This is a genomic window from Dokdonia ponticola (assembly GCF_042653865.1).
Classification (GTDB): Bacteria; Bacteroidota; Bacteroidia; order Flavobacteriales; family Flavobacteriaceae; genus Dokdonia; species Dokdonia ponticola.
This window is the reverse complement of record NZ_JBHSFV010000012.1, coordinates 61,323-83,085: the sequence shown is the minus strand read 5'-3', so window position 1 is coordinate 83,085 and position 21,763 is coordinate 61,323. Positions and strand designations below refer to the sequence as shown.

The window sequence follows — 21,763 nt, the reverse complement described above, 5'->3', positions numbered from 1 at the left end:
TAAATCTCACCACCAGATATATCTGATGGTGAGATTATTGTTATTAGTTAATAGGAGCTAACGTAAATGATGAAACCGAAGTAGGCGCATTTACAGTTTGGGCACTTATCTGGATGAAAGAGTTTTGAACTCCTGTTCCCATTGGCCCTTCTTGAAGAATGTCTGCTTGATTTCCTCCTGTACCTGGTCCAAACTGACCTTCATTTTGGCGAACCGTATAACTCTGCCCATCTCTTTGAGTAATTAAAGCTATATTATTTCTTCCATGTTGAATAGACTGAGCATAATTACCATTTCCTTCTTGAAGAATATTTAGGTTATTATTTCTCCCTCTTTGTGTAGAAAGTGCTGAATTATCATCTCCCCATTGTAATTGAAGTGCAAAATGATTATTTCCGTTTTGCATTAAACCTGTGGTATTTCCATTTCCGTACTGTTCCTGTCTCGCTGTGTTACCATTTCCGTTAGGACTTCCGAAAGCGTTTTGAAGCATGGCTGCTGTGTTATTGTCACCATCTTGTATTTGTGCTCCGTTATTAGAGTCATTTGTATTTGCATATTGCCCAATAAATCCTTGATTTCCATCTCCATTTTGTTGTTGGAAAGCAACACCATTATCAGAGCCTAAAATATTATTAGTACCTCCTGTTATTGAAGGATCTAATGCGACCACATCAAGATAAGCTTGACTTGATGCTGGTGCTTGAAATATCTGGTTACTTACACCTTGGCTTATAACTGCTATATTCCCCGTAGACCCTTCAGCACTTTGATTTTGCTCTGCTCTGTTATTAGTACCTGCTTGTGCAGTGTATGCCATATTACGAGCATCACTACCTGCTGCATTGTCTTGTGTGACGAGAGATTGGTTGTTTTCTCCATTCTGAGTCACTATCGCAAACTGTCCCTGACTGTCTTCTGGACCTGCATTTTGATTAATTTCAGAAATGTTTCCTACACCATTTTGAACCGTCCAAGCATCACTATTGTCATAGGTTTGAATCGTGTAAGCTGAGTTGTTTTGACCATCTTGCTCAATAGCAGCATCATTATTTTCTGCCTGATTTGCAGTTCCTTGCATAATCTGAGCTCTGTTTCCTAAAGACTGACTACCTGCAGTGTTGTTTTGACTCGTGTAGGCATTGTTAAAATCACCTTGCTGAACAGTCGTAGATTCGTTGTTGTATCCATCCTGATCTACTTCAGCTAAATTCAATTGACCACTCAAGGATTGATTTCCATTAACATTACCAGTCTGCATGATCCTAGCTAAGTTAGCTGTACCATCTTGGTTAGTTAATGCTGATTGCTCTGTTCCGGCTTGACGCACTTGAACCGCATTGCTTGATCCATTCTGAATGGATTCTCCAGTATTTGCCCCAACAGCAGAACCAGGAATCTGTGCTACTTGCACTGCTTTTTGAGCTCCTGTATCTTGCCCCATTGCTACAACACTCATACATAAGGCTGCAACGCTTAAAATTACTTTTTTCATAATAATAAAGATTTAATTAAAAAATATGTGAATGAAAAATAAATACTACATTAAGACACACACATTAACACCTACATAAGGAATCAGATGTATATACCAACTTGTATTATTTACTTAGTAAAATGTATTTCGGGGGAGATATTTTAAAATACATTATTTTCAAAACCATAACTTTTAATAACACCCCCAGGACAATTTACTGTCTTGGAGGAAATTATTTTGATTTATGATTTCATATTGTTAGTTATTTGATAGTAAATTTACTACCTAATAATGATGAACTTAATTAGTTAATTGGCGCTAATGTAAATGAAGCCACTTGAACTGGAGCCGTTACACCCGTTGCAGTGTAAGGAGTTAATCCTCTCTGTACTCCTGTTCCCATTGGTCCTTCTTGAAGAATATCAGCTTGATTTCCTCCTGCACCACCAAATTGGTTTTGGTTTTGGTATATACTATAGCTTTGACCATCTCTTTGTGTAAGTAAAGACACATTGAAATCTCCATGCTGTAAGGTTCTTCCGTAACTAGCGTCACCTTCTTGAGCAATATCAGAAACGTTACCAGTTCCTCTTTGAGCTGCTACTATGATGTTTCCATCACCAGTTTGTGATTGAATAGAAGTATGTATTCTATCATTTTGAACGATAGTTGCAGCATTATCATTACCTACCTGTGTCTGAGAAGATACGTTTCCAAATCCAGCATCTGGAGTTAAGTTTTGAATTGCCTGAGCAACGTTGCTATCTCCTGTTTGAGATTGTGCGGCATTGTTACCATCTCCAAATTGTACGATTACAGCATCATTTTCACCACCTGTTTGTGTTTGAAAAGCCACAGCATTTGTCGCTTCAAAACCAGCTCCGTCATCATCACCCGCAAGTGAAGGATCAAAAGCATTTACAGCATCAAAAATATCGTCTTGTCCTGCTGAGTATACAGTAATATCTCCTGAGAACCCTTGTAAAACGTCTGCCGTATTTCCACCAGCATTTCCAGTAGAAACCTGAATTTGCTCAACATCATTACCCATACCAGTTTGACGTGCAATAGCAGTATTACGATCTTGATCTCCGTTTGCTCCAGACTGATTGATACGAGACTCATTGTTTAAACCTAATTGATCAACAATAGCAAAATGACCTGCACTGTTTTCTGGGCCAGCGTTTTGCTTAATCTCAGAAGCATTTCCTATTCCACTTTGAATAGTCCACGCGTCACTGTTGTCATATGTTTGTTGTGTAAAAGCAGAGTTATCTGCACCATCTTGCTCAATCGCAGCATCATTGTTTTCTGCTTGTTGACCAGTTCCTTGTACAATAAGAGCTCTGTTTGCTAAAGACTGATCGCCTCCATCATTATTTTGCTTAGTATACGCATTGTTGAAATCTCCTTCTTGAACCGTAGTAGACTGGTTGTTATAACCATCCTGATCAACTTCAGCTAAATTTAATTGACCACTTAAAGCCTGGTTTCCATTAACATTACCCGTTTGCATAAGTCTAGCCATGTTGCCAACTCCATCTTGGTTTGTTAATACGGACTGCTCTGTTCCTGCCTGACGGACTTGAACAGCATTGCTTGATCCATTTTGAATAGACTCTCCAGTGTTAGCCGTTGTAGCAGATCCAGGGATTTGAGCTACTTGCACTGCCTTCTGAGCCCCCGTGTCTTGTGCATACATTGCTAGACTGAATGTTAGCGCTAAAGCGCTTACCAATAATTTTTTCATAATAAAAGTAGTAGTTAAAATTTTTATAAATTAAAAATTGTTAACAACTGACTTTAAAATAATACAACTTAGTTTATATAGAATTGACTACATACAAAAAGATGCTTTGCTACTAATTATAATATGGGATGTAAAATGTATTTATAGGGGGAGAATGTCTAAATACGAATACTAAATTATACAAATAAGACCACCAAACAAACAGTAATCACAACTTTTCGATCAAGTGTATATTGCAATTTTTCAATATTTGGCATGAGTCCCTGTAAAGACAATACTTTACATTCAAAAAAAAAAATAATGAAATGTAATACACACAAAAGCATGCGTAAGTAATATCCTACGTATATTTACGTGTTTATCGTAAATAAAATGTTTAAAACAAAATAGCTCTAAGATCTAATGAAGAGAAAACAAAACAAATTAAATCATAAATATTTATTTTTAAACTACTTAAAACTATTTTTAATTTATAAAAAGTAATTCTCTATACTTTGGCAAAGGCCATAACTCATCCTCTACAATTAACTCTAATTTATCACAGTGACGTCTTATTTTATCTAAATACGGCAGCACTTTACTACAATACGCTTTAGATTTTAAAACAAGTTTCATTTGATTTGCTTTTTTGCGAGCCTCTGTCATTTCTGTAATAAAAGCATTTAAAGCATCTATATGTCCTGAAATCTCTTTGATAATAAGGGTTTGCTCTTTTGCTAACACCTTATAATCATCTCCATAAATATCTTTTAATCCTTTTACATTGACGATAAGTACATTTTGATAGCGCAATGCCGTTGGGATGATATGATTGCGAGCAATATCACCTAACACCCTACTCTCGATTTGTATTCTTTTTATATACTCTTCGATTTCTATTTCATAACGGGCCTGTATCTCTACGGCATTCATAATATCTGATGACTCAAATAAAGCGATCGCTCGAGGCGAAATTTTCTCCGCTAGCGCATCTATCGTATTCCTATGATGACTTAAACCTCTTTTTTTAGCCTCTTTCTCCCAGGCTTCCCCATAACCATCACCTTCAAATCGGATATATCTACTCTCCTTAATATACTCCCTTAAGACATTAAAAATAGCATCATCTTTCTTCATAGAAGATTCATTAATAAGTATATCTACTTCTTGCTTAAATAATTTTAGCTGATTAGCAACAATGGCATTAAGCACCGTCATAGGGTGTGCACAATTTGCAGTAGCTCCTACCGCTCTGAACTCAAATTTATTACCTGTAAATGCAAAAGGAGATGTTCTATTTCTATCTGTATTATCTAATAAGATTTCTGGTATTTTTCCTACTACATTTAATTTTAAATCTGTCTTTTCTTGAGGAGATAATTTCCCATCTGTTACTTTTTCAAGTTCATCCAACACTTGGGTGAGTTGCGATCCTATAAAAACAGAAAGAATTCCAGGAGGCGCTTCATTAGCACCTAATCGATGATCATTTCCTGCACTAGCAATTGAAGCCCTTAATAAGGCCTCATACGAATGAACCGCCTTAATTGTATTTATAAAAAACGTAAGGAATTGTAAGTTTTTCATAGGAGTAGTCCCCGGACTCAATAAATTGATTCCTGTATCGGTTGCTAATGACCAATTATTATGTTTTCCGCTACCATTGACACCTGCAAATGGTTTTTCATGAAATAACACCTTAAAATAATGACGCTCCGCCACTTTCTCCATAACATCCATCAGTAGTGAATTATGATCTACCGCTAGGTTAACTTCTTCAAAAATTGGAGCGATCTCAAATTGATTGGGCGCCACTTCATTATGGCGTGTCTTAATCGGGATTCCGAGCAAAAGGCATTCCTGTTCAAGATGTTTTAGATACGTCAACACACGTGTAGGAATAGAACCAAAATAATGGTCATCAAGCTGTTGTCCTTTCGCGGAAGCGTGCCCTAAAAGCGTTCTACCCGTTAAGGCAATATCTGGACGAGCAGCAGCTAATGAACTATCTATTAAAAAAAACTCCTGCTCCCATCCTAATGTAGCATGAACTTTACTTACATTTTTATCAAAATAACGAGCTACATCTGTCGCAGCTGTATCAATCTCTTGCAACGCCTTTAATAAAGGCGTTTTATAATCTAGCGCCTCTCCTGTATAGGCAACAAAAACGGTTGGAATACAAAGCGTCGTATCGTATATAAATGCCGGAGATGTAGGATCCCATGCAGTATACCCCCTTGCTTCAAAGGTATTACGTATGCCTCCATTTGGAAAACTAGATGCATCTGGCTCTTGTTGTACCAATTGCGCACCATCAAACTTTTCGATCACATGCCCGTCTGTTGTGATTTCAAAAAAGGCATCATGTTTCTCTGCAGTGGCTCCCGTAAGTGGCTGAAACCAATGTGTATAATGAGTCGCTCCCTTATTTAAAGCCCATGTTTTCATACCTGTAGCCACAGCATCTGCTGTAATACGATCTATTTTTTTTCCCTTGTGTATTGCTTCAATCACATTTTCAAAGGCAGACACAGGCAGATGTTGTCGCATTACCTGTTCTCCAAAAACATTCATATTATAGGACAAAGACCGAAGCCCCTCCTCTTTTATAGTCTGAATTGGACGATTTTGTACATCTTGAAGTGCTTGAAATCTAAGAATAGGCATAGGATACGTTTAAAATAGTATGGATTATATAATACAAAGGCAAATATACGAGTATTTAAAAAAAATAACCCCTTTTTATTACATACCCTATAATTTTTAGGGGTTGTTAATAAATATACCTAATTTTTAATAATTACCCCCTAAAAAAAATAGACACGTTAGATATATAATTATATATTTGCACCGTAATTTAAAAAAAACACGCCGTTATGAGCAGGTCAAAACTAGAATACATTTGGTTAGACGGGTACGAGCCCACACAAAACATGAGAAGCAAGACTAAAGTTGTAGAAGACTTTAGTGGAAAATTAGAAGACTGCCCAGTATGGTCTTTTGATGGGTCTTCGACAAAACAAGCTTCAGGCGGAGCTTCTGATTGTCTTCTTAAGCCCGTTGCTATTTATCCAGATCCGCAGCGCGAAAATGGATACCTTGTTATGACTGAGGTATTGAGTGCTGATGGAACACCACATCCTTCAAACCACAGAGCAAATATTGATGATAATGATAATGATTTCTGGTTTGGATTTGAGCAAGAGTATTTTATCATGGATACTGCTACGCAATTACCTTTAGGTTTTCCTATAGGAGGATACCCTGGACCACAAGGAATGTATTACTGTTCTGTAGGCGGTAGAAATACACACGGACGTGACTTTGTAGAGGAGCATGCTGATTTATGTATCGCTGCAGGTCTTAACTTTGAAGGAATCAACCAAGAGGTAGCTTCTGGACAATGGGAATTCCAACTATTTGCTAAAGGAGCAAAAAAAGCAGGAGATGAAATATGGGTAGCACGCTATTTATTAGATCGTCTTACTGAGCAATATGGTTGGTATATTGAGTATCATCCAAAACCTGTAAAAGGAGATTGGAATGGTTCTGGTATGCACGCTAACTTTTCAAACACAACACTACGTACATGTGGTTCTGAAGAGACATACAATAAAATATGTGAAGCATTCCGTCCTGTAACTGCAGAGCATATCGCAGTATATGGAGCATATAATGATCAACGTTTAACAGGTCTTCACGAGACCGCTTCTATCCATGACTTTAGTTACGGAGTATCTGACCGTGGAGCATCTATACGTATTCCTATTATTACCGTAGAGCAAGGATGGAAAGGATGGCTAGAAGATCGTCGTCCTGCATCAAACGCAGATCCATACAAAGTAGCAGGGCGTATTGTAACAACTGTAAAAAGCGCAAAAATTTAATTAATTAGTGTATATTTAATTCAGAAGCCTTGTTAGTTGATTCTAGCAAGGCTTTTTTTGTATGCTTTCGCGAAAGCGTATAAAGAATAATTTTAATATTAATTACACTACTTTGTATCGTACCAATCTTTTCTCTCCTCTTCTGCTATTAATTCTCCTTCAATCATGTTTAAAATATCTTATAAAAAAGTCAACCCTACAAAGACGATATAAGCAACAAACAGAATGAGCCCTTTATATCTGGAAAGCTCCAAGCGTTTAGGGATAAATGCGAGTGGCAAAAGGATGGCTGCAAAGCCAATCATCCAGAAAATATTAGTAGACAAAATGGCATCATCTATAACTGCGATGGGTTTAATAATAGCCGTCAGTCCTAGAACAGATGCGATATTGAAAATATTAGAGCCTATAAGGTTTCCTAACGAAATGGCTTTCTCTTTCTTAAGTGCTGCAATCACAGAAGCTGCTAACTCTGGCACACTAGTTCCTATAGCGATCACTGTTACAGAAATCACATAATCACTTACGCCAACTGCTTTTGCGAGCTGTGTAGCTCCTTTAACCAACCATTCTGAACCAAAATACAAAGCAGTTCCTCCAATAGCCAACCAAATAAAGATTTTAAAATACGAGCTTTCTGCAAGTCCATCATCCACAACATCTTGATCCACTTTGTTTTTCTTACGGGCTCTTCGTATCAGTACAAAAAGATAAATTATTAAACAGGATAACAATCCTATCCCTTCCACTTGTGAGAGTTGTTTATCATTACTGAGCATGAAATATAGTGCAATCGAAAAAAGCAACATCACTGGCCAATTAAAACGATAAAAGTCCCGATCTACAGTGAGCGATGATATAATCGCCGTGATCCCTAATACGAGTCCTATGTTTGCGATATTAGATCCTATTACGTTTCCAAGAGCAATATCAGAAAGTCCATCGTAAGCCGCTTGTAAACTCACAAGTAATTCTGGTGCAGATGTTGCAAAAGAAACAACTGTCAGCCCAATGACCATCTTGGAAAGCTTAAGCTTAAAAGATAACCCTACAGAAGAACGCACTAAAAATTCTCCTCCGATTACCAATAATAATAAGCCAATAAGGACATAAAAGATGCTCATGTATTTTTGAATTTCTGACGAAGATAACAAATAGTCATCTTGAGTCACAAATCAAAAAAATGTTTTCTCCACTTTGTGGATGACATTGTTAATAAGGGTCCATTTTTTGCTTTGTCTATTACATATAAAACAGTACATTAGTTATACGATATGGAGCTAACTGAAGAATACATAGAAGCCGAGAACAAAGAACTGAAACGTCAGTATAAAAAATTACTGCGTATCAGTTATCAAATGCTTACTAGAGAGGATAAGAAAATGATCCGAAAAGCTTTTGATATCGCTGTAGATGCTCATAAAGATCAACGCCGGAAATCTGGTGAAGCCTATGTGTTTCACCCACTGGCGGTAGCCCAAATAGTTGCCAGTGAAATAGGGCTTGATGCTACCTCGATTGCATCTGCCCTTCTACATGATGTCGTTGAAGACACTGAATACACCCTTGCTGATATTGAACAACTTTTTGGAGAAACAGTCGCTCGGATTGTGGATGGATTGACCAAAATATCAAATTTAAAAAAGGATAGAGATGTCTCTCTTCAGGCAGAAAATTTTCGTAAAATGCTATTAACAATTAATGATGACCCGAGAGTAATCATTATTAAAATAGCAGATCGTTTGCACAATATGCAGACCATGGATGCCATGCGACCTGACAAACAGGCAAAAATCTCTAGTGAAACCCTCTACATCTACGCCCCTCTTGCACACAGGATGGGACTTTATAACATCAAAACAGAACTCGAGGACTTAAGTCTTAAATATACCGAGCCTGATGTGTATAACGATATTAGAGATAAAATAAAAGAAAGTAAAGAAGATCAAGACAAGTACATAAAGGATTTCAAAAAGGTTATTGAAGATTCTCTTAACAAAGAAGGACTTGAATATGAAATAAAAGGTCGCCCAAAATCCATCTATAGCATCCGACGAAAAATCATGAATCAAGGCATCAGTTTTGATGAAATTTATGACAAATTTGCGATTCGGATTATATACAAAAGTGACCTCGCTAATGAGAAATTTTTAGCTTGGAAAATATACTCTATTGTTACCGATCATTTTAGACCAAATCCTACGCGTTTGAGAGATTGGATTTCATCTCCTAAATCCACAGGTTATGAAGCGCTTCATATTACGGTAATGGGACTCAAAGGGAGATGGGTAGAAGTTCAGATACGCTCTGAACGTATGAACGAAATTGCCGAAAAAGGGTATGCAGCCCACTTTAAGTATAAACAAGGTGATGATGGAGACAAAGGACTAGACGATTGGATCAATAAACTACAAGAAGCGCTAGAAAACCCAGATACAAATGCTGTTGATTTTGTAGAGAACTTTAAGCTGAATCTATATAACAAAGAGATTTTTGTGTTCACTCCGCAAGGAGATCTCAAATCTTTACCTAAAGGGGCCACTCCCCTAGACTTTGCCTTTAGTGTGCATACCGAAGTAGGCTTACACACCAGAGGAGCGCGTGTGAATGGGAAGCTAGTCCCATTGAGCCATGAATTAAAAAGTGGCGATCAAGTAGATATTATTACTTCAGATCAGGCAAAACCTACAAATAACTGGTTAGACTATGCGACCACGGCTAGAGCCCGAGCAAAGATTAAATCTTCTTTAAAAGATGAGAAAAAAGAAGTCGCTTTAGAAGGAAAAACCATTCTTTCGCGAAAGCTAAAATCTCAAAAAATACAACTTAATGAAAAAACGATTAACGAACTGGTTTCTTATTTCAAATTAGGCACGAGTTTAGATCTTTTTTATCGTGTTGGCATAGGGACTATTGACAATAAGATGATTAAAGAGTTTGCGACTCAACGTAGCAACGCTTTTATGAGTTTTATTAAAAATAAGATTAGGAAACCCGCCTCACAAGAGAATATAGATCGGGACGAGATTACAAGTAAGTATGACGACCTTGTCTTTGGCGTCGATGAGCAACAGCTTGATTATAAGTTTTCCAATTGTTGTAATCCCATTCCTGGAGATCCTGTTTTTGGATTTACAACCATAAATGAAGGTATCAAGGTCCATAAAAACAATTGCCCTAACGCCATCTCCATGCGAAGCAAATATGCATATCGAGTGATCCCTGCAAAATGGATAGACTCAAGTGCAGAAGGACATAAAGTAAATATTAGGCTTACAGGAATTGATGTGCTCGGACTAGTCAATCAAGTTACTAAAGAAATTTCTGACCACATGCACGTGAATATTAAAAGCATCAGTTTTACTACAAACGGAGGTATTTTTAATGGTAATATTACATTGGTTGTACAAAACAATGAACATCTTAAAAAGTTAATAGATAATCTCAAAAAAATCAATGGAATTGACAAAGTCACTAGATTATAATTCCGTAACTTTACACCTTTAATAGCACTATGAGTGTAAATTCTACCATAAACAAAGACCAAGAGGTTGTAAAGAATGTTTTTACAACCTATTTAGAAGAAAAAGGACATCGCAAAACCCCTGAGCGCTACGCTATCTTACAGGAGATTTACAATAACGATGAGCACTTTGATATAGAGTCTCTTTATATCAACATGAAAAATAAAAATTATCGTGTAAGTCGTGCAACACTTTATAATACTATAGAACTTTTATTGGAATGTGGATTAGTGCGAAAGCATCAATTTGGGAATACACAAGCACAATACGAAAAATCATATTTTGACAAGCAACACGATCACGTAATCTTATCTACCGGTGAGGTTATTGAATTTTGTGATCCGCGTATTCAAGCAATTAAAAAAACTATTGAAGAAGTTTTTGACATTACCATAGACAAACACTCTCTTTATTTTTACGGAAAGAAAAACACCTCTAATTAATACACGAATGGCAGTAGACTTACTACTAGGGCTCCAGTGGGGCGACGAAGGAAAAGGAAAAATTGTAGACGTACTTACCAAAGATTATGATATCATTGCTAGATTTCAAGGCGGTCCTAATGCAGGACATACCCTAGAATTTGACGGTATAAAGCATGTTTTACATACGATCCCTTCTGGGATTTTTCATGACAATGCGATGAATATTATAGGAAATGGCGTTGTGATTGATCCTGTCATCTTTAGGAGAGAATTACAAAACCTAGATAAGTTTGAAGGACTGGATTATACCTCAAAAATATTGATTTCGCGTAAAGCGCACTTAATCCTCCCTACACACCGCCTTCTAGATGCAGCTTCAGAAGCTTCAAAAGGGAAAGCAAAAATAGGATCTACCTTAAAAGGAATTGGCCCTACGTATATGGATAAAACCGGACGTAATGGTATTCGCGTGGGAGACCTAGAATTAGCCGATTGGAAAGATCGCTATACCTCTTTACGTGACAAGCATATTTCTATGATTGATTTCTATGATGCAAAAATAGAATACGATCTAAAAGAACTAGAAGCTGATTTCTTTGATGCTATTAAAGTATTAAAGAAACTTAGGTTTATTGACTCAGAAGAGTACCTGCATCAAGCACAAAAATCTGGAAAAACCATTCTTGCAGAAGGAGCTCAAGGATCTTTATTAGATATTGATTTTGGAACCTATCCATTTGTCACATCATCAAACACGACTGCAGCTGGTGCGTGTACAGGATTAGGAATTGCACCCAATAAAATAGGAGAAGTTTTTGGCATATTTAAAGCCTATACCACGCGTGTAGGTTCTGGTCCTTTCCCTACAGAACTTTTTGATACAGATGGGGAGACCATGGGACGCGTAGGAAACGAATTTGGAGCTACAACCGGACGCCCACGTCGTTGTGGATGGCTTGACCTTGTTGCTCTTAGATATGCAGTACAAGTAAATGGAGTTACACAACTTATGATGATGAAAGGGGATGTGCTTTCTGGATTTGATACTCTAAAAGTATGTACTGCTTACAAATATAAAGGAGAAACCATCGAGCATTTCCCGTATAACATCGAACCAGAAAATGTAGAAGTTGTTTACAAAGAAATGAAAGGTTGGAAAGAAGACTTAACAGGCATGACCGAAGCGTCTCAACTGCCTAAAGCATTAAACGATTACATAGATTTTCTAGAAAAAGAACTAGAGACTCCTATCAAAATTGTTTCTGTAGGACCTGATCGTACACAAACGATCTTAAGATAAAATACATTCATACACAACAAAAACCCGCAATGATCTTACATTGCGGGTTTTTTAATAAATATATAACTTCCTTTTGAGACCACATTAACGCTTTCAGAAGGCAATTTGCTTATTTTTGCTACCATGCATATCAAAAAATACATACTTACGGTGATAGTTGTTGTTTTTGCTTTCGCGAAAGCGTACACACAAGAACGTAAAGAGATTGATATAACATCTGACGTTACTCAAATAAACGAAGAAGAATATCCGGGCGCGGTGGTGATGTATAAAAAGAACAAACAAGTCTATATCATTCATGAAGGAATTGAAATGTGGTGTGATGTTGCTTTTCATTACAAAGAAGAAAATTTTGTAAAAGCCTCTGGAAATGTAAAAATTAAACAAGGTGATTCTGTCTCCATGCGCAGTCGGTATGCGGAGTATAATGGAGATACCAAATTTGCATTTGCTGCAGGTAAGGTTTGGCTCAAAAAAGATACAACCGTAGTCACTACAGACACGATGTACTTTGATCGTATCAAACAACAATCGTATTATCGCACAGGTGGAGTGGTTACCTCTCCAAATAGTAAAATCACCAGCCGTATCGGCCGTTATTACCTAGAAGAAGATAAAATCTCATTTATAAGTGATGTAGTAGTTACCAATCCAGAATATGTCATTAACAGTGAACAACTCGATTTTTATAGCGAGACAGAACACGCGTATCTTTATGGTCCCACTACCATTACCAGTGAAACTTCAAAGGTGTATTGCGAACGAGGATTTTATGACACCAAAAATGACTACGGCTATTTTGTAAAAAACTCCCGCATCGATTATGATAATAGGCAGGTATATGGAGATAGCCTCTATTTTGATAGAACTATAAATTTTGCCAGTGCCACCAATAATATCAGGGTCAAAGACACCCTAAATAAAAGCCTAATCAAAGGTCATTATGCCGAGGTATATAGAGCTAAAGACTCTGTGTTTATCACAAAACGAGCGGTGGCTATTACAGAGCAAGAAGGCGATTCTATTTATATACATGGCGATAAGCTGATCATCACAGGAAAGCCTGAAAACAGAATTGTACGTGGGTTTTACAACGTACAGATGTTTAAAAGTGATATGAGTGGCAAATGCGACTCCATACATGTCAACCAAAAAACGGGACTTACCCAAATGATACGCAGACCAATCCTATGGAGTGATGATAATCAAATCACGGGAGATAGCATTCACCTAGTCAACAATGTAGTAACCGAAAAATTAGATTCTTTAAAAGTGTTTGACAACGCATTTATCATACAAAAAGATTCTATAGATGGGTACAATCAAGTTAAGGGCCAGAAGTTATACGGTTTTTTTAATAAGGAGAATCAGCTTGACTCTGTCAATATTTTGAATAATGCAGAGAGTATTGTCTACATGAGAGAAGAAAATGGTGAGTTACAGGGAATCGATAAAAGCAAATCTGCCTCTATCACTATTTTGTTTGTAGACAAAGCCATAGACGAAGTCATTAAATATAAAAATCCTGGAGGAAATATATGGCCAGAATCTCAATTTATACAGCAACAGCAAACCTTTGATAATTTTGAATGGCGAGGAGACGAGCGTCCTCTAAGCAAAGATGATATTTTTAGAGGAGAGCCTCCTTTTACATTAACTAAAATACAAGGAATTCCGTTACCCGTGATAGACGATGATTTCTTTGAAGAAACGGAAGATGGTGAACTTAAAACCCCGAGTGCCTCTACCCTTTCTGAAAAAGAATTATCAAATCGTGAGGGGGATAAACCTACACTTGGAACAGAGGAAGAAAATGAAATTTCAAGGCGTCAAAGGGAATATTTAATCAACAGGAATAAAGCTACCTCTTCTGAGAAAGAACAAAGTGTTCCTAAGGTATTGAATCCTAAAAAGAAAAAAAAGAAAGATAACGGATCGTAATGACTCCTCGATTATGAAATCTGATTTTCTAACATATCAAGCACAAACGACACCGCATCCTCTTAATTTTGAAGTAGCGCGTGCCGAAGGGAGTTATATTTATCATAAAAATGGAAAAAAACACCTAGACTTTATTGCCGGAGTTTCTGCTTGTAGTTTAGGACACCAACACCCTAGAGTCAAAGCAGCCATTCATAAACAAGTAGACACCTATCTACACGTGATGGTTTATGGAGAATACGCACAGGAAGCCCCTGTACAATTATGTAAATTACTCGCCTCTCTCTTACCTGATTCGTTACATAGTACCTATTTGGTAAATAGCGGAACAGAAGCTATAGATGGTGCTATCAAATTAGCACGACGCGTTACGGGACGTACAGAAATTATTGCAGCGCTAGATGCTTATCACGGCAATTCATACGGAGCCTTAAGTTTGATGAGTTTAGAGGAGCGTGTAGCGCCTTTTAGACCCGTTATTGGAGACATTGCCTTTATTAAATTTAATTGCGAAAAATACCTAGAACGTATTACTACCAAAACGGCTGCCGTTGTTCTAGAAACGATACAAGGGGGTGCTGGTTTTATAGAACCTCAACGAGGTTTTCTAAAGAAAGTAAAAGAACGTTGTCAGGAAGTTGGAGCGTTGCTTGTTTTGGATGAAATTCAGCCAGGTTTCGGACGTACTGGAAAACTTTTTGGTTTTGAGCATTATGATGTAATACCCGATATTTTAGTGATGGGTAAAGGCATGGGCGGTGGTATGCCCATTGGCGCTTTTACAGCTTCGTATGAGCATATGCAATTACTATCAGACAACCCTAAATTAGGACACATTACGACCTTTGGAGGACATCCTGTTATTGCAGCTGCAGCACTGGCAACCTTACAAGAAATTACAGAAACAACACTTATAGAAGATACACTCAAAAAAGAACAACTATTTAGAGAATTATTGATTCACCCATTGATTACTGAGATACGAGGTAAAGGGCTTATGTTAGCCGCATTGACACCGAGTGTAGATATTACGTCTCAGGTTATTTTAAAATGCCAAGAAGAAGGTCTTATCTTGTTTTGGTTACTCTTTGAAGCAAGGGCTATTCGAATCACCCCTCCCCTTACCATTTCTGAAGATGAAATCCGTGAAGGATGTGCTATTTTATTGAAAGTATTAGATCAAATTAGCATATAAATAGCAGTAGCTACTCCCATTATTTTTTATGATACTGTTTACGCTTTCGCGAAAGCGTACTAAGAAAATATAGTATTTAGACAACCTACAAATAAAAAAGGCGTCTCTCTTAAGAAACGCCTTTTTGATTCACTATTTGGTGGGTTTGTTTTTAGATAAAACGCGCATTTTCATTTCAATTATTTAACTCTACCACCCTATTTTATCTATTTAATATGAAAAAATTAGTTAGCCTCAATATATAGTTTAGACACATTCTCCGAATAATCAAATGAATCTGGATTTGTACTATCATCTGAAACGATATAATTTGACACAGTGCCATTTTCTGAGTCAGACTCATAATCTACCATTATATTAAATGCTTCATTTGCATGAAAAACCATTGTAGGATTTTTTGTTGAAATATAGTGCTTTGGAAACCAGTATTTTATATCAAAAAAACTTCTGCTGAAATAATTTACAGTATCAGGAATTATATTATCATCCCAACTAAGAACCTGATATTCATATGGTTCAGAACCAACGGCGCCATTAGAAATATGTAGTAATTTTCCATCATCATCATGAGTGAAATTTGTGTAAATCTGACCTGAAGCGTAACTTGGATCAGGAATAGTCAAAAGTGATTTAATTAAAAGACCTTCAAACTCAAATCTAACTTCGTATAAGGGCCCAATTAAAACATCTTCACTATCAAATCTTTGGACAATCAGTATCGCTTGATTTTCATTAAAAGTCTGCACCACCGCTTTCTTGTAGGTAGAAAATCCATTAGGATTTTCGATAGGGTATACAATCTCGGTTAATTCTCCAGAGTCATCATAAACAAATTCTAAAACTTGAGAAATCTCTCCAGACAAGCTTTCATAGTTTAAAGATATGGGGTTATTCGCACTATTGTAAGTATATGACAATATATCTTCTCCTACCACTTCATCATTATCATAGTGTGTAATCATTTTACTCAATAAAAAATTTGATTCTTCAGATGAAGTATTTTCCAGTATATCTTCATTTGTACTACAAGAAAAAACAAAGACAATTCCGATTAGTGTTATAATTTTTTTCATAATAATTGAATTTTTAGTTATACTACTATATCGCCAAAGGATTCGATAGGTTGCGTAAGATTATTATTAATTTTTAATAAAAAAAAAGATATCACAGTAAATACAAATGTTAATCAATAAGTTACATATTAAATGATTTTATTAATTAATAAAAGACAACAAAAAAGGCGTCTCTCTTAAGAAACGCCTTTTTGATTCACTATTTGGTGAACTTAGTTTATATAAACAATACTAGTTATTTATTAAACGGAATTCAGTTCTTCTGTTGGCAGCATGCTCACGCTCTGTACAAGAAACACCGTCAGCACATCTGTTTTTAAGTCTGCGCTCTCCAAATCCATTAGCCACAAGTAAGCTATTATTAATTCCTTTAGAAATTAAATAGTTCGCTACTGATTGTGCACGACGCTCAGAAAGATCTTGATTTGCAGCGTTATTTCCTCTAGAATCTGTATGTGAAGCAATTTCTAATTTCACGCCTGGGTTTTGAGCTAATAATGGTAATAAACGCGTATCGATAATATTTTTAGCCTCAGAAGTTAAGGTAGCACTGTTTAAGTTCCAGTTAATTGGAAGTGCTTGGTACTCTACAAGAGCACACTCTACTTCTCTCCAAGTAGTCAATCCTCCTTTTTGCTTAAGAACTTCTTTAGATACTGTTGTATATGTTGCAGGAACTACTTCTTCAGTTGTAGTTGCATCTTTAACAAGTACTGTCTTTGTAATATTTGCATACTCTGCTGGAATCTCTTCTTCTACAACACGAGCTGGTTGATCAACCACTCTTTTTGTGTAGGTAGCATCTTTAGAACTACCAGGTGTTGTTTGCACAGCAGCATCTGCTGCAAGTGTACGGATAGAAACAGTTTCATATTCTGCTGGATATCCTTTGTAACACCAGTAACGACAATCATCAGGATTACTAGAAGCACAATCAGGAGCTGGTGCACCTAATTCCCACTGCGCATAGGCTGATTTCGTTTCAATAGTTTCTGATCCATTAGCAAAAGAAGCAGGCACAATTCTTAAAGAAGAACCTGAAGTACTTTTTACATAAGAAACTGTTTCAGTTTTATACGTAGCTGGGATTACTTTAAGTCGCTTTGAAGCTTCTTTTACTAATACGCGCTCAGTTTGAGTTTCGTATTGAGCAGGAACTACTTTTAATACTTTATAAGCTGGTGTCTTTTGTACTTGTACCGTTTGAGTTTCATATATGTCTGGAGTCGTACAACGTACATAACACTTTCCTGGTTCTGGATTAGATGGTAAGTCTTGTGCTTGTGTAGCAACTGTCATAAGACCAAAAACAGAGCATAGTAATAAAATTTTCTTCATAATTGATAGTTTAAAGTTAATGTGTTGGTAATCATATTCAAATACAAAAGTATATGATTCATTTTAACACATTCAACTTCGAATTTAAGAAAGCTTTAACATGGACAAAAAGCACAAAAATATCGGCAAAAAACACAAATGATGTGTTTTTTGACCTATAAAATTACAATCTTTACTGTAATTTTTGTAAAATGGATAGCAAACGATCGTGTTGAATATCGGTATAATCTAAGTGGGTTACGATCCGTAATTTTCCTTGCCCCATATCACTTATTGCTATGTGCTCATTGGACAATACCTCCATAAATTTCTGTTTAGAAGGACCTTCTGCAAGGTTAAATATGACAATATTCGTATCAATAGGCTCGACAGAGGAGACAGCATTCATCAATGCTAACTGAGCGCCTACTTCTTTTGCTTTTTGGTGATCCACTTGCATTCTATCTATATGATGATCTAAGGCATAAATTCCCGCAGCTGCCATATATCCAACTTGGCGCATACCGCCTCCTAAGATTTTACGCACTCGGATGGCCTCATCCATAAACCGCTGCTTGCCTACCAATACAGATCCCATAGGGGCTCCCAGTCCTTTAGACAGGCACACAGAAATGGTGTCAAAAACACCTCCATAATCCTTCGGGTTTTCATTATTAGCCACCATCGCATTCCACAAACGAGCACCGTCTAAGTGAAGTCCTAATTGGTGTGTATCACAAACCGTTCTAATTTTTTTTATTTCTTCAAAATCATAACAAGCCCCACCTCCTTTATTGGTGGTATTTTCTAGACACACTAAAGTTGTAAGCGGACTATGATAAAAGTCTGGTGGATTGATCGCTTCCTCAACTTGTGAGGCGGTAATCATTCCTCTATGGCCAGATACTAGCTTACACGAAACACCACTATTAAAAGAAACACCTCCCCCTTCATAATTATAGACATGTGCATAGGCATCTGCAATGAGCTGCTCACCAGGCTGTGTATGAATTTTTATAGCGGCTTGATTAGTCATACTTCCAGTTGGGAAATACAATGCGCTATCCATTCCAAACATATCAGCAATACGTCGCTCTAATTCATTAACAGACGGGTCTTCTTTATATACATCATCTCCTACCTCAGCATGCATCATAAAATCTAACATTGCTGGCGTAGGCTTGGTAAGCGTATCTGATCGTAAATCTATTTTCATTGAAAAAAATTCTTTATTTATAAAAAGGATATCAAACAGTTTTCAAATTCCTACTCCTGATAACACCCGATAGGAGAACCATCTGGAATTTTAGGAGAAGGAATCACTTTAAAAGTTTCTGGCTTCGCAAACGTCTTTTCAATTTGGTCCTTCATATTCATATGATTAAGATTCCCTTGGTTTAATGATGGCATCACCACTGTTTGTAATACAAACTTCACTGTCGCTTTGGTTTGTGGGATCGCATTAGGATGCACGTATAGATTTAGCAAATGCTTAATGACATTATAATTAATAGTGGTTTGCACTTCATTGGCATACGCATCTTTTTCAGAAACTAATACCGTTTCTTTTACTAGCGTTTCTAACATTCCCTGTAACCCTAACTGTTTTGTATCTAGTGATTTTTGCTGTACCAATCGATTCGCACGTTCAGGGTGTAATAAAAGACCTAACGTCATATCACTTGCCGTTGCCGATGCACCTAGGGCATCAAAAGCAACGCCTGTCGTACTTTTAAAACTCTCTCGACTACGACGGTATCCATGCGCTCTTGGTGGAAATAAACCTAATTTGTCTTTTGGTATCATGAGCGTTTCTGCTTTCAGTGTTTTAAGAACACTAGCAAGTGCTTGCTTTTGCTTTTTAGCCTCCAGCACTTCCGTTACTTTTATGTGCGTATCTCCTTTTACAGCATAGTTGTAATCCAATCCGCCGATCATTTTTACAGCAGCTTCTGTTTGATAACGATGGTAAAAATAAAGTGGGACAAATACATCTTCCAGTACAGAATACGGCTCGTTGGTCCGGATATTATCCACAGAAAAATTAGCAATAGCTTGTTTACGCAATGCCAATACATTCTCTAGCTCTGTATCTGCGCCAGCTCCATTATCCCAAAGGTGTGCTTTGTAATGTGCACCTCCTTGCGCTCTAGCATCACTATCTGTAATATATCGCAATCCACTTTTTTCTGCGGTTTCAAGCACTCCATTCAGATACTCACGCTCTGTCATTCCCGCAGGGACAATTCCATAGCTATAGGCAACTGTCACTTTATCCCATACACCTATTCCCGTTGCATAGGCATCAGAAAAGTCAACCACACCATTCTTTAATCGTAAAGTAGGATGCGGGTAATCCATAACACTTGCTCTTTCATTAGGACTCGCCGCAAAATTATGAGCAAAACCTATGGTATGCCCTACTTCATGAGCACTCAACTGACGTATACGGGCAAGTGCCATCTCTAGCATGGGTGCATAGTTCGTATCACTTTCTGCAAAAGGCTTGTTACTCAATGCCTGAGCGATTAAAAAATCCTGACGGATTCGTAAACTTCCTAGACTTACATGTCCCTTAATAATTTCTCCTGTTCTTGGGTCGGTAACACTCGCACCATAACTCCACCCTCTAGTACTACGATGCACCCATTGGATCACATTATATCGTAAATCCATCGGATCAGCATCGGCGGGAAGCATTTTTACTTGGAAAGCATCTTTAAAACCGATCGCCTCGTACGCTTGATTCCACCAACTTGCCCCTTCCAGTAACGCAGAACGTACAGGTTCTGGAGTCCCTGGATCTAAATAGTAAATAATGGGCTCTACTGCCTCACTCACCGCAGCATTAGGATTCTTTTTTTCTAAACGATGTCTATTAGCATAGCGCTTTTGAATCGGCTCTTGGACAGGCGTTGCATAATCTAAAAAACTCGTTGATATATTTCCAGCCCTTGGATCAAATTCTCTAGGTGTGTACCCATCATCTGGTAATTCGACAAAAGAATAATGCTGTATTACAGATATAGACGAAGCATCGGGGGCTACGGTTCTTAAGTTTCTACCTGTTGGCTCTCCCTTAAAAGTAAGCAAAGCTTCAAACTCTGTGTTTTTTGGAAAACTCTTGGTGCGTTCCATCGCGAGGGCACTTCGAAGCTTATCTACTTTATAAGTACCTTCTTTTTGGGCTTTTAACCGGTTAGATACTCCATGCGTGTCTTCCATTAAAAACGAAGTAACATCAATAAGATAGGTAGTATCTTTGGTTTCTACAATAGGAAAACCATACAATACAGAAGTAGCAAAAGCCTCTTTGATTGACCTACGTTCCAAATCATTTGTAGTATTAGCTCTGTAGTTTTGATTGGGCTGTACAAGCAATAATTTGTTCCCTGCTTTCTTAAAATATACAATCGCAGATCCTCCTAATTGCCCTCTGTCCAATCCTATGTCATTAGATCCAAGCCCCGTACGTAACGAATGAACATATAAAAACTCCTCTTCAAGTTGATTAACCTCCAGGTACAATTTGTCTGCACTCTCATCATAATGGATTTTAAAATAGCCATCTTGTGTCTTAAGATTGGGCTTTCCTTCTAGGAATTGAGCGTTGGCAATAACAGCATAAAGAAATGCCACAAGGGTCAGTAGTATCGTTTTTCTCATCTCAGGTACTTTTTATAGACACCTAAGATAGGGGTTTGTACGCTTTCGCGAAAGCGGAATCAAAATTCTACCCGCATTAATTATAAACAATAAGAACGTAGGATTCTTAAAAGGTACTGAAGATGAATTTGTCACAGATATACCCCCTGCATTTGGAGTAAAAAAGATAAAAAAATAATAAGTATCTCACTTTAACCATTGGTGTTCTGTTGTAATCTTTTATTTT

General features: G+C 37.2%; 14 protein-coding genes. 6 read left to right on the top strand and 8 right to left on the bottom strand.

What is annotated here, in order from left to right:
• Positions 1 to 43: 43 nt before the first annotated feature.
• The 3 genes from ACFO3O_RS17725 to ACFO3O_RS17715 form a co-directional block, all read right to left on the bottom strand.
• Positions 44 to 1,495, bottom strand: coding sequence for a curlin (locus ACFO3O_RS17725; protein ID WP_379981290.1), 1,452 nt, complete (start codon positions 1,493 to 1,495; stop codon positions 44 to 46).
• Positions 1,496 to 1,781: 286 nt separating this feature from the next.
• Complete coding sequence (locus ACFO3O_RS17720; protein ID WP_379981288.1) at positions 1,782 to 3,227, bottom strand: curlin; 1,446 nt, start codon at positions 3,225 to 3,227, stop codon at positions 1,782 to 1,784.
• A gap of 465 nt (positions 3,228 to 3,692) precedes the next feature.
• The gene (locus tag ACFO3O_RS17715; protein WP_379981286.1) at positions 3,693 to 5,876 is read right to left on the bottom strand and encodes a glutamine synthetase III family protein; all 2,184 of its coding nucleotides are present in this window, start codon (positions 5,874 to 5,876) and stop codon (positions 3,693 to 3,695) included.
• A gap of 209 nt (positions 5,877 to 6,085) precedes the next feature.
• Between ACFO3O_RS17715 and ACFO3O_RS17710 the strand changes: the two genes are divergently transcribed.
• Positions 6,086 to 7,096 carry a glutamine synthetase beta-grasp domain-containing protein gene (locus ACFO3O_RS17710; RefSeq protein WP_379981284.1) on the top strand — a complete coding sequence of 337 codons (1,011 nt, stop codon included), beginning with the start codon at positions 6,086 to 6,088 and terminating at the stop codon, positions 7,094 to 7,096.
• Between the two features lie 179 nt (positions 7,097 to 7,275).
• Here ACFO3O_RS17710 and ACFO3O_RS17705 read toward each other — a convergent pair whose 3' ends face one another.
• Positions 7,276 to 8,220, bottom strand: a complete 945-nt coding sequence (locus ACFO3O_RS17705; protein ID WP_379981282.1) for a calcium/sodium antiporter — start codon at positions 8,218 to 8,220, stop codon at positions 7,276 to 7,278.
• 150 nt (positions 8,221 to 8,370) lie between these two features.
• Here ACFO3O_RS17705 and ACFO3O_RS17700 point away from each other — a divergent pair, with 150 nt between their 5' ends.
• From ACFO3O_RS17700 to ACFO3O_RS17680, 5 genes are all read left to right on the top strand, one after another.
• Entirely contained in the window at positions 8,371 to 10,581 is a 2,211-nt protein-coding gene (locus ACFO3O_RS17700; RefSeq protein WP_379981280.1) for a RelA/SpoT family protein, read from the top strand.
• 29 nt (positions 10,582 to 10,610) lie between these two features.
• On the top strand, positions 10,611 to 11,063 hold the full coding sequence (locus ACFO3O_RS17695; RefSeq protein WP_299208691.1) for a Fur family transcriptional regulator: 453 nt from the start codon (positions 10,611 to 10,613) through the stop codon (positions 11,061 to 11,063).
• Positions 11,064 to 11,070: 7 nt separating this feature from the next.
• Entirely contained in the window at positions 11,071 to 12,345 is a 1,275-nt protein-coding gene (locus tag ACFO3O_RS17690) for an adenylosuccinate synthase (RefSeq protein ID WP_379981278.1), read from the top strand.
• 123 nt (positions 12,346 to 12,468) lie between these two features.
• Positions 12,469 to 14,286: an OstA-like protein gene (locus ACFO3O_RS17685; protein WP_379981276.1), complete on the top strand. Its 1,818-nt coding sequence runs from the start codon at positions 12,469 to 12,471 to the stop codon at positions 14,284 to 14,286.
• Between the two features lie 13 nt (positions 14,287 to 14,299).
• A complete protein-coding gene (locus ACFO3O_RS17680; protein ID WP_379981274.1) occupies positions 14,300 to 15,481 on the top strand; it encodes an aspartate aminotransferase family protein in 1,182 nt (393 codons plus the stop codon).
• Between the two features lie 224 nt (positions 15,482 to 15,705).
• On the opposite strand, the gene ACFO3O_RS17675 is transcribed toward ACFO3O_RS17680, so the two are convergent.
• The 4 genes from ACFO3O_RS17675 to ACFO3O_RS17660 all read right to left on the bottom strand — a co-directional run bounded on the left by ACFO3O_RS17675 (position 15,706) and on the right by ACFO3O_RS17660 (position 21,537).
• Positions 15,706 to 16,554, bottom strand: coding sequence for a hypothetical protein (locus ACFO3O_RS17675; RefSeq protein ID WP_379981272.1), 849 nt, complete (start codon positions 16,552 to 16,554; stop codon positions 15,706 to 15,708).
• A 231-nt stretch (positions 16,555 to 16,785) separates the two neighbouring features.
• Positions 16,786 to 17,892, bottom strand: a complete 1,107-nt coding sequence (locus ACFO3O_RS17670; RefSeq protein ID WP_379981270.1) for an OmpA family protein — start codon at positions 17,890 to 17,892, stop codon at positions 16,786 to 16,788.
• 172 nt (positions 17,893 to 18,064) lie between these two features.
• Entirely contained in the window at positions 18,065 to 19,087 is a 1,023-nt protein-coding gene (locus ACFO3O_RS17665; protein ID WP_379981268.1) for a threonine aldolase family protein, read from the bottom strand.
• A 50-nt stretch (positions 19,088 to 19,137) separates the two neighbouring features.
• Positions 19,138 to 21,537: a zinc-dependent metalloprotease gene (locus tag ACFO3O_RS17660; RefSeq protein WP_379981266.1), complete on the bottom strand. Its 2,400-nt coding sequence runs from the start codon at positions 21,535 to 21,537 to the stop codon at positions 19,138 to 19,140.
• Positions 21,538 to 21,763 lie beyond the last annotated feature (226 nt).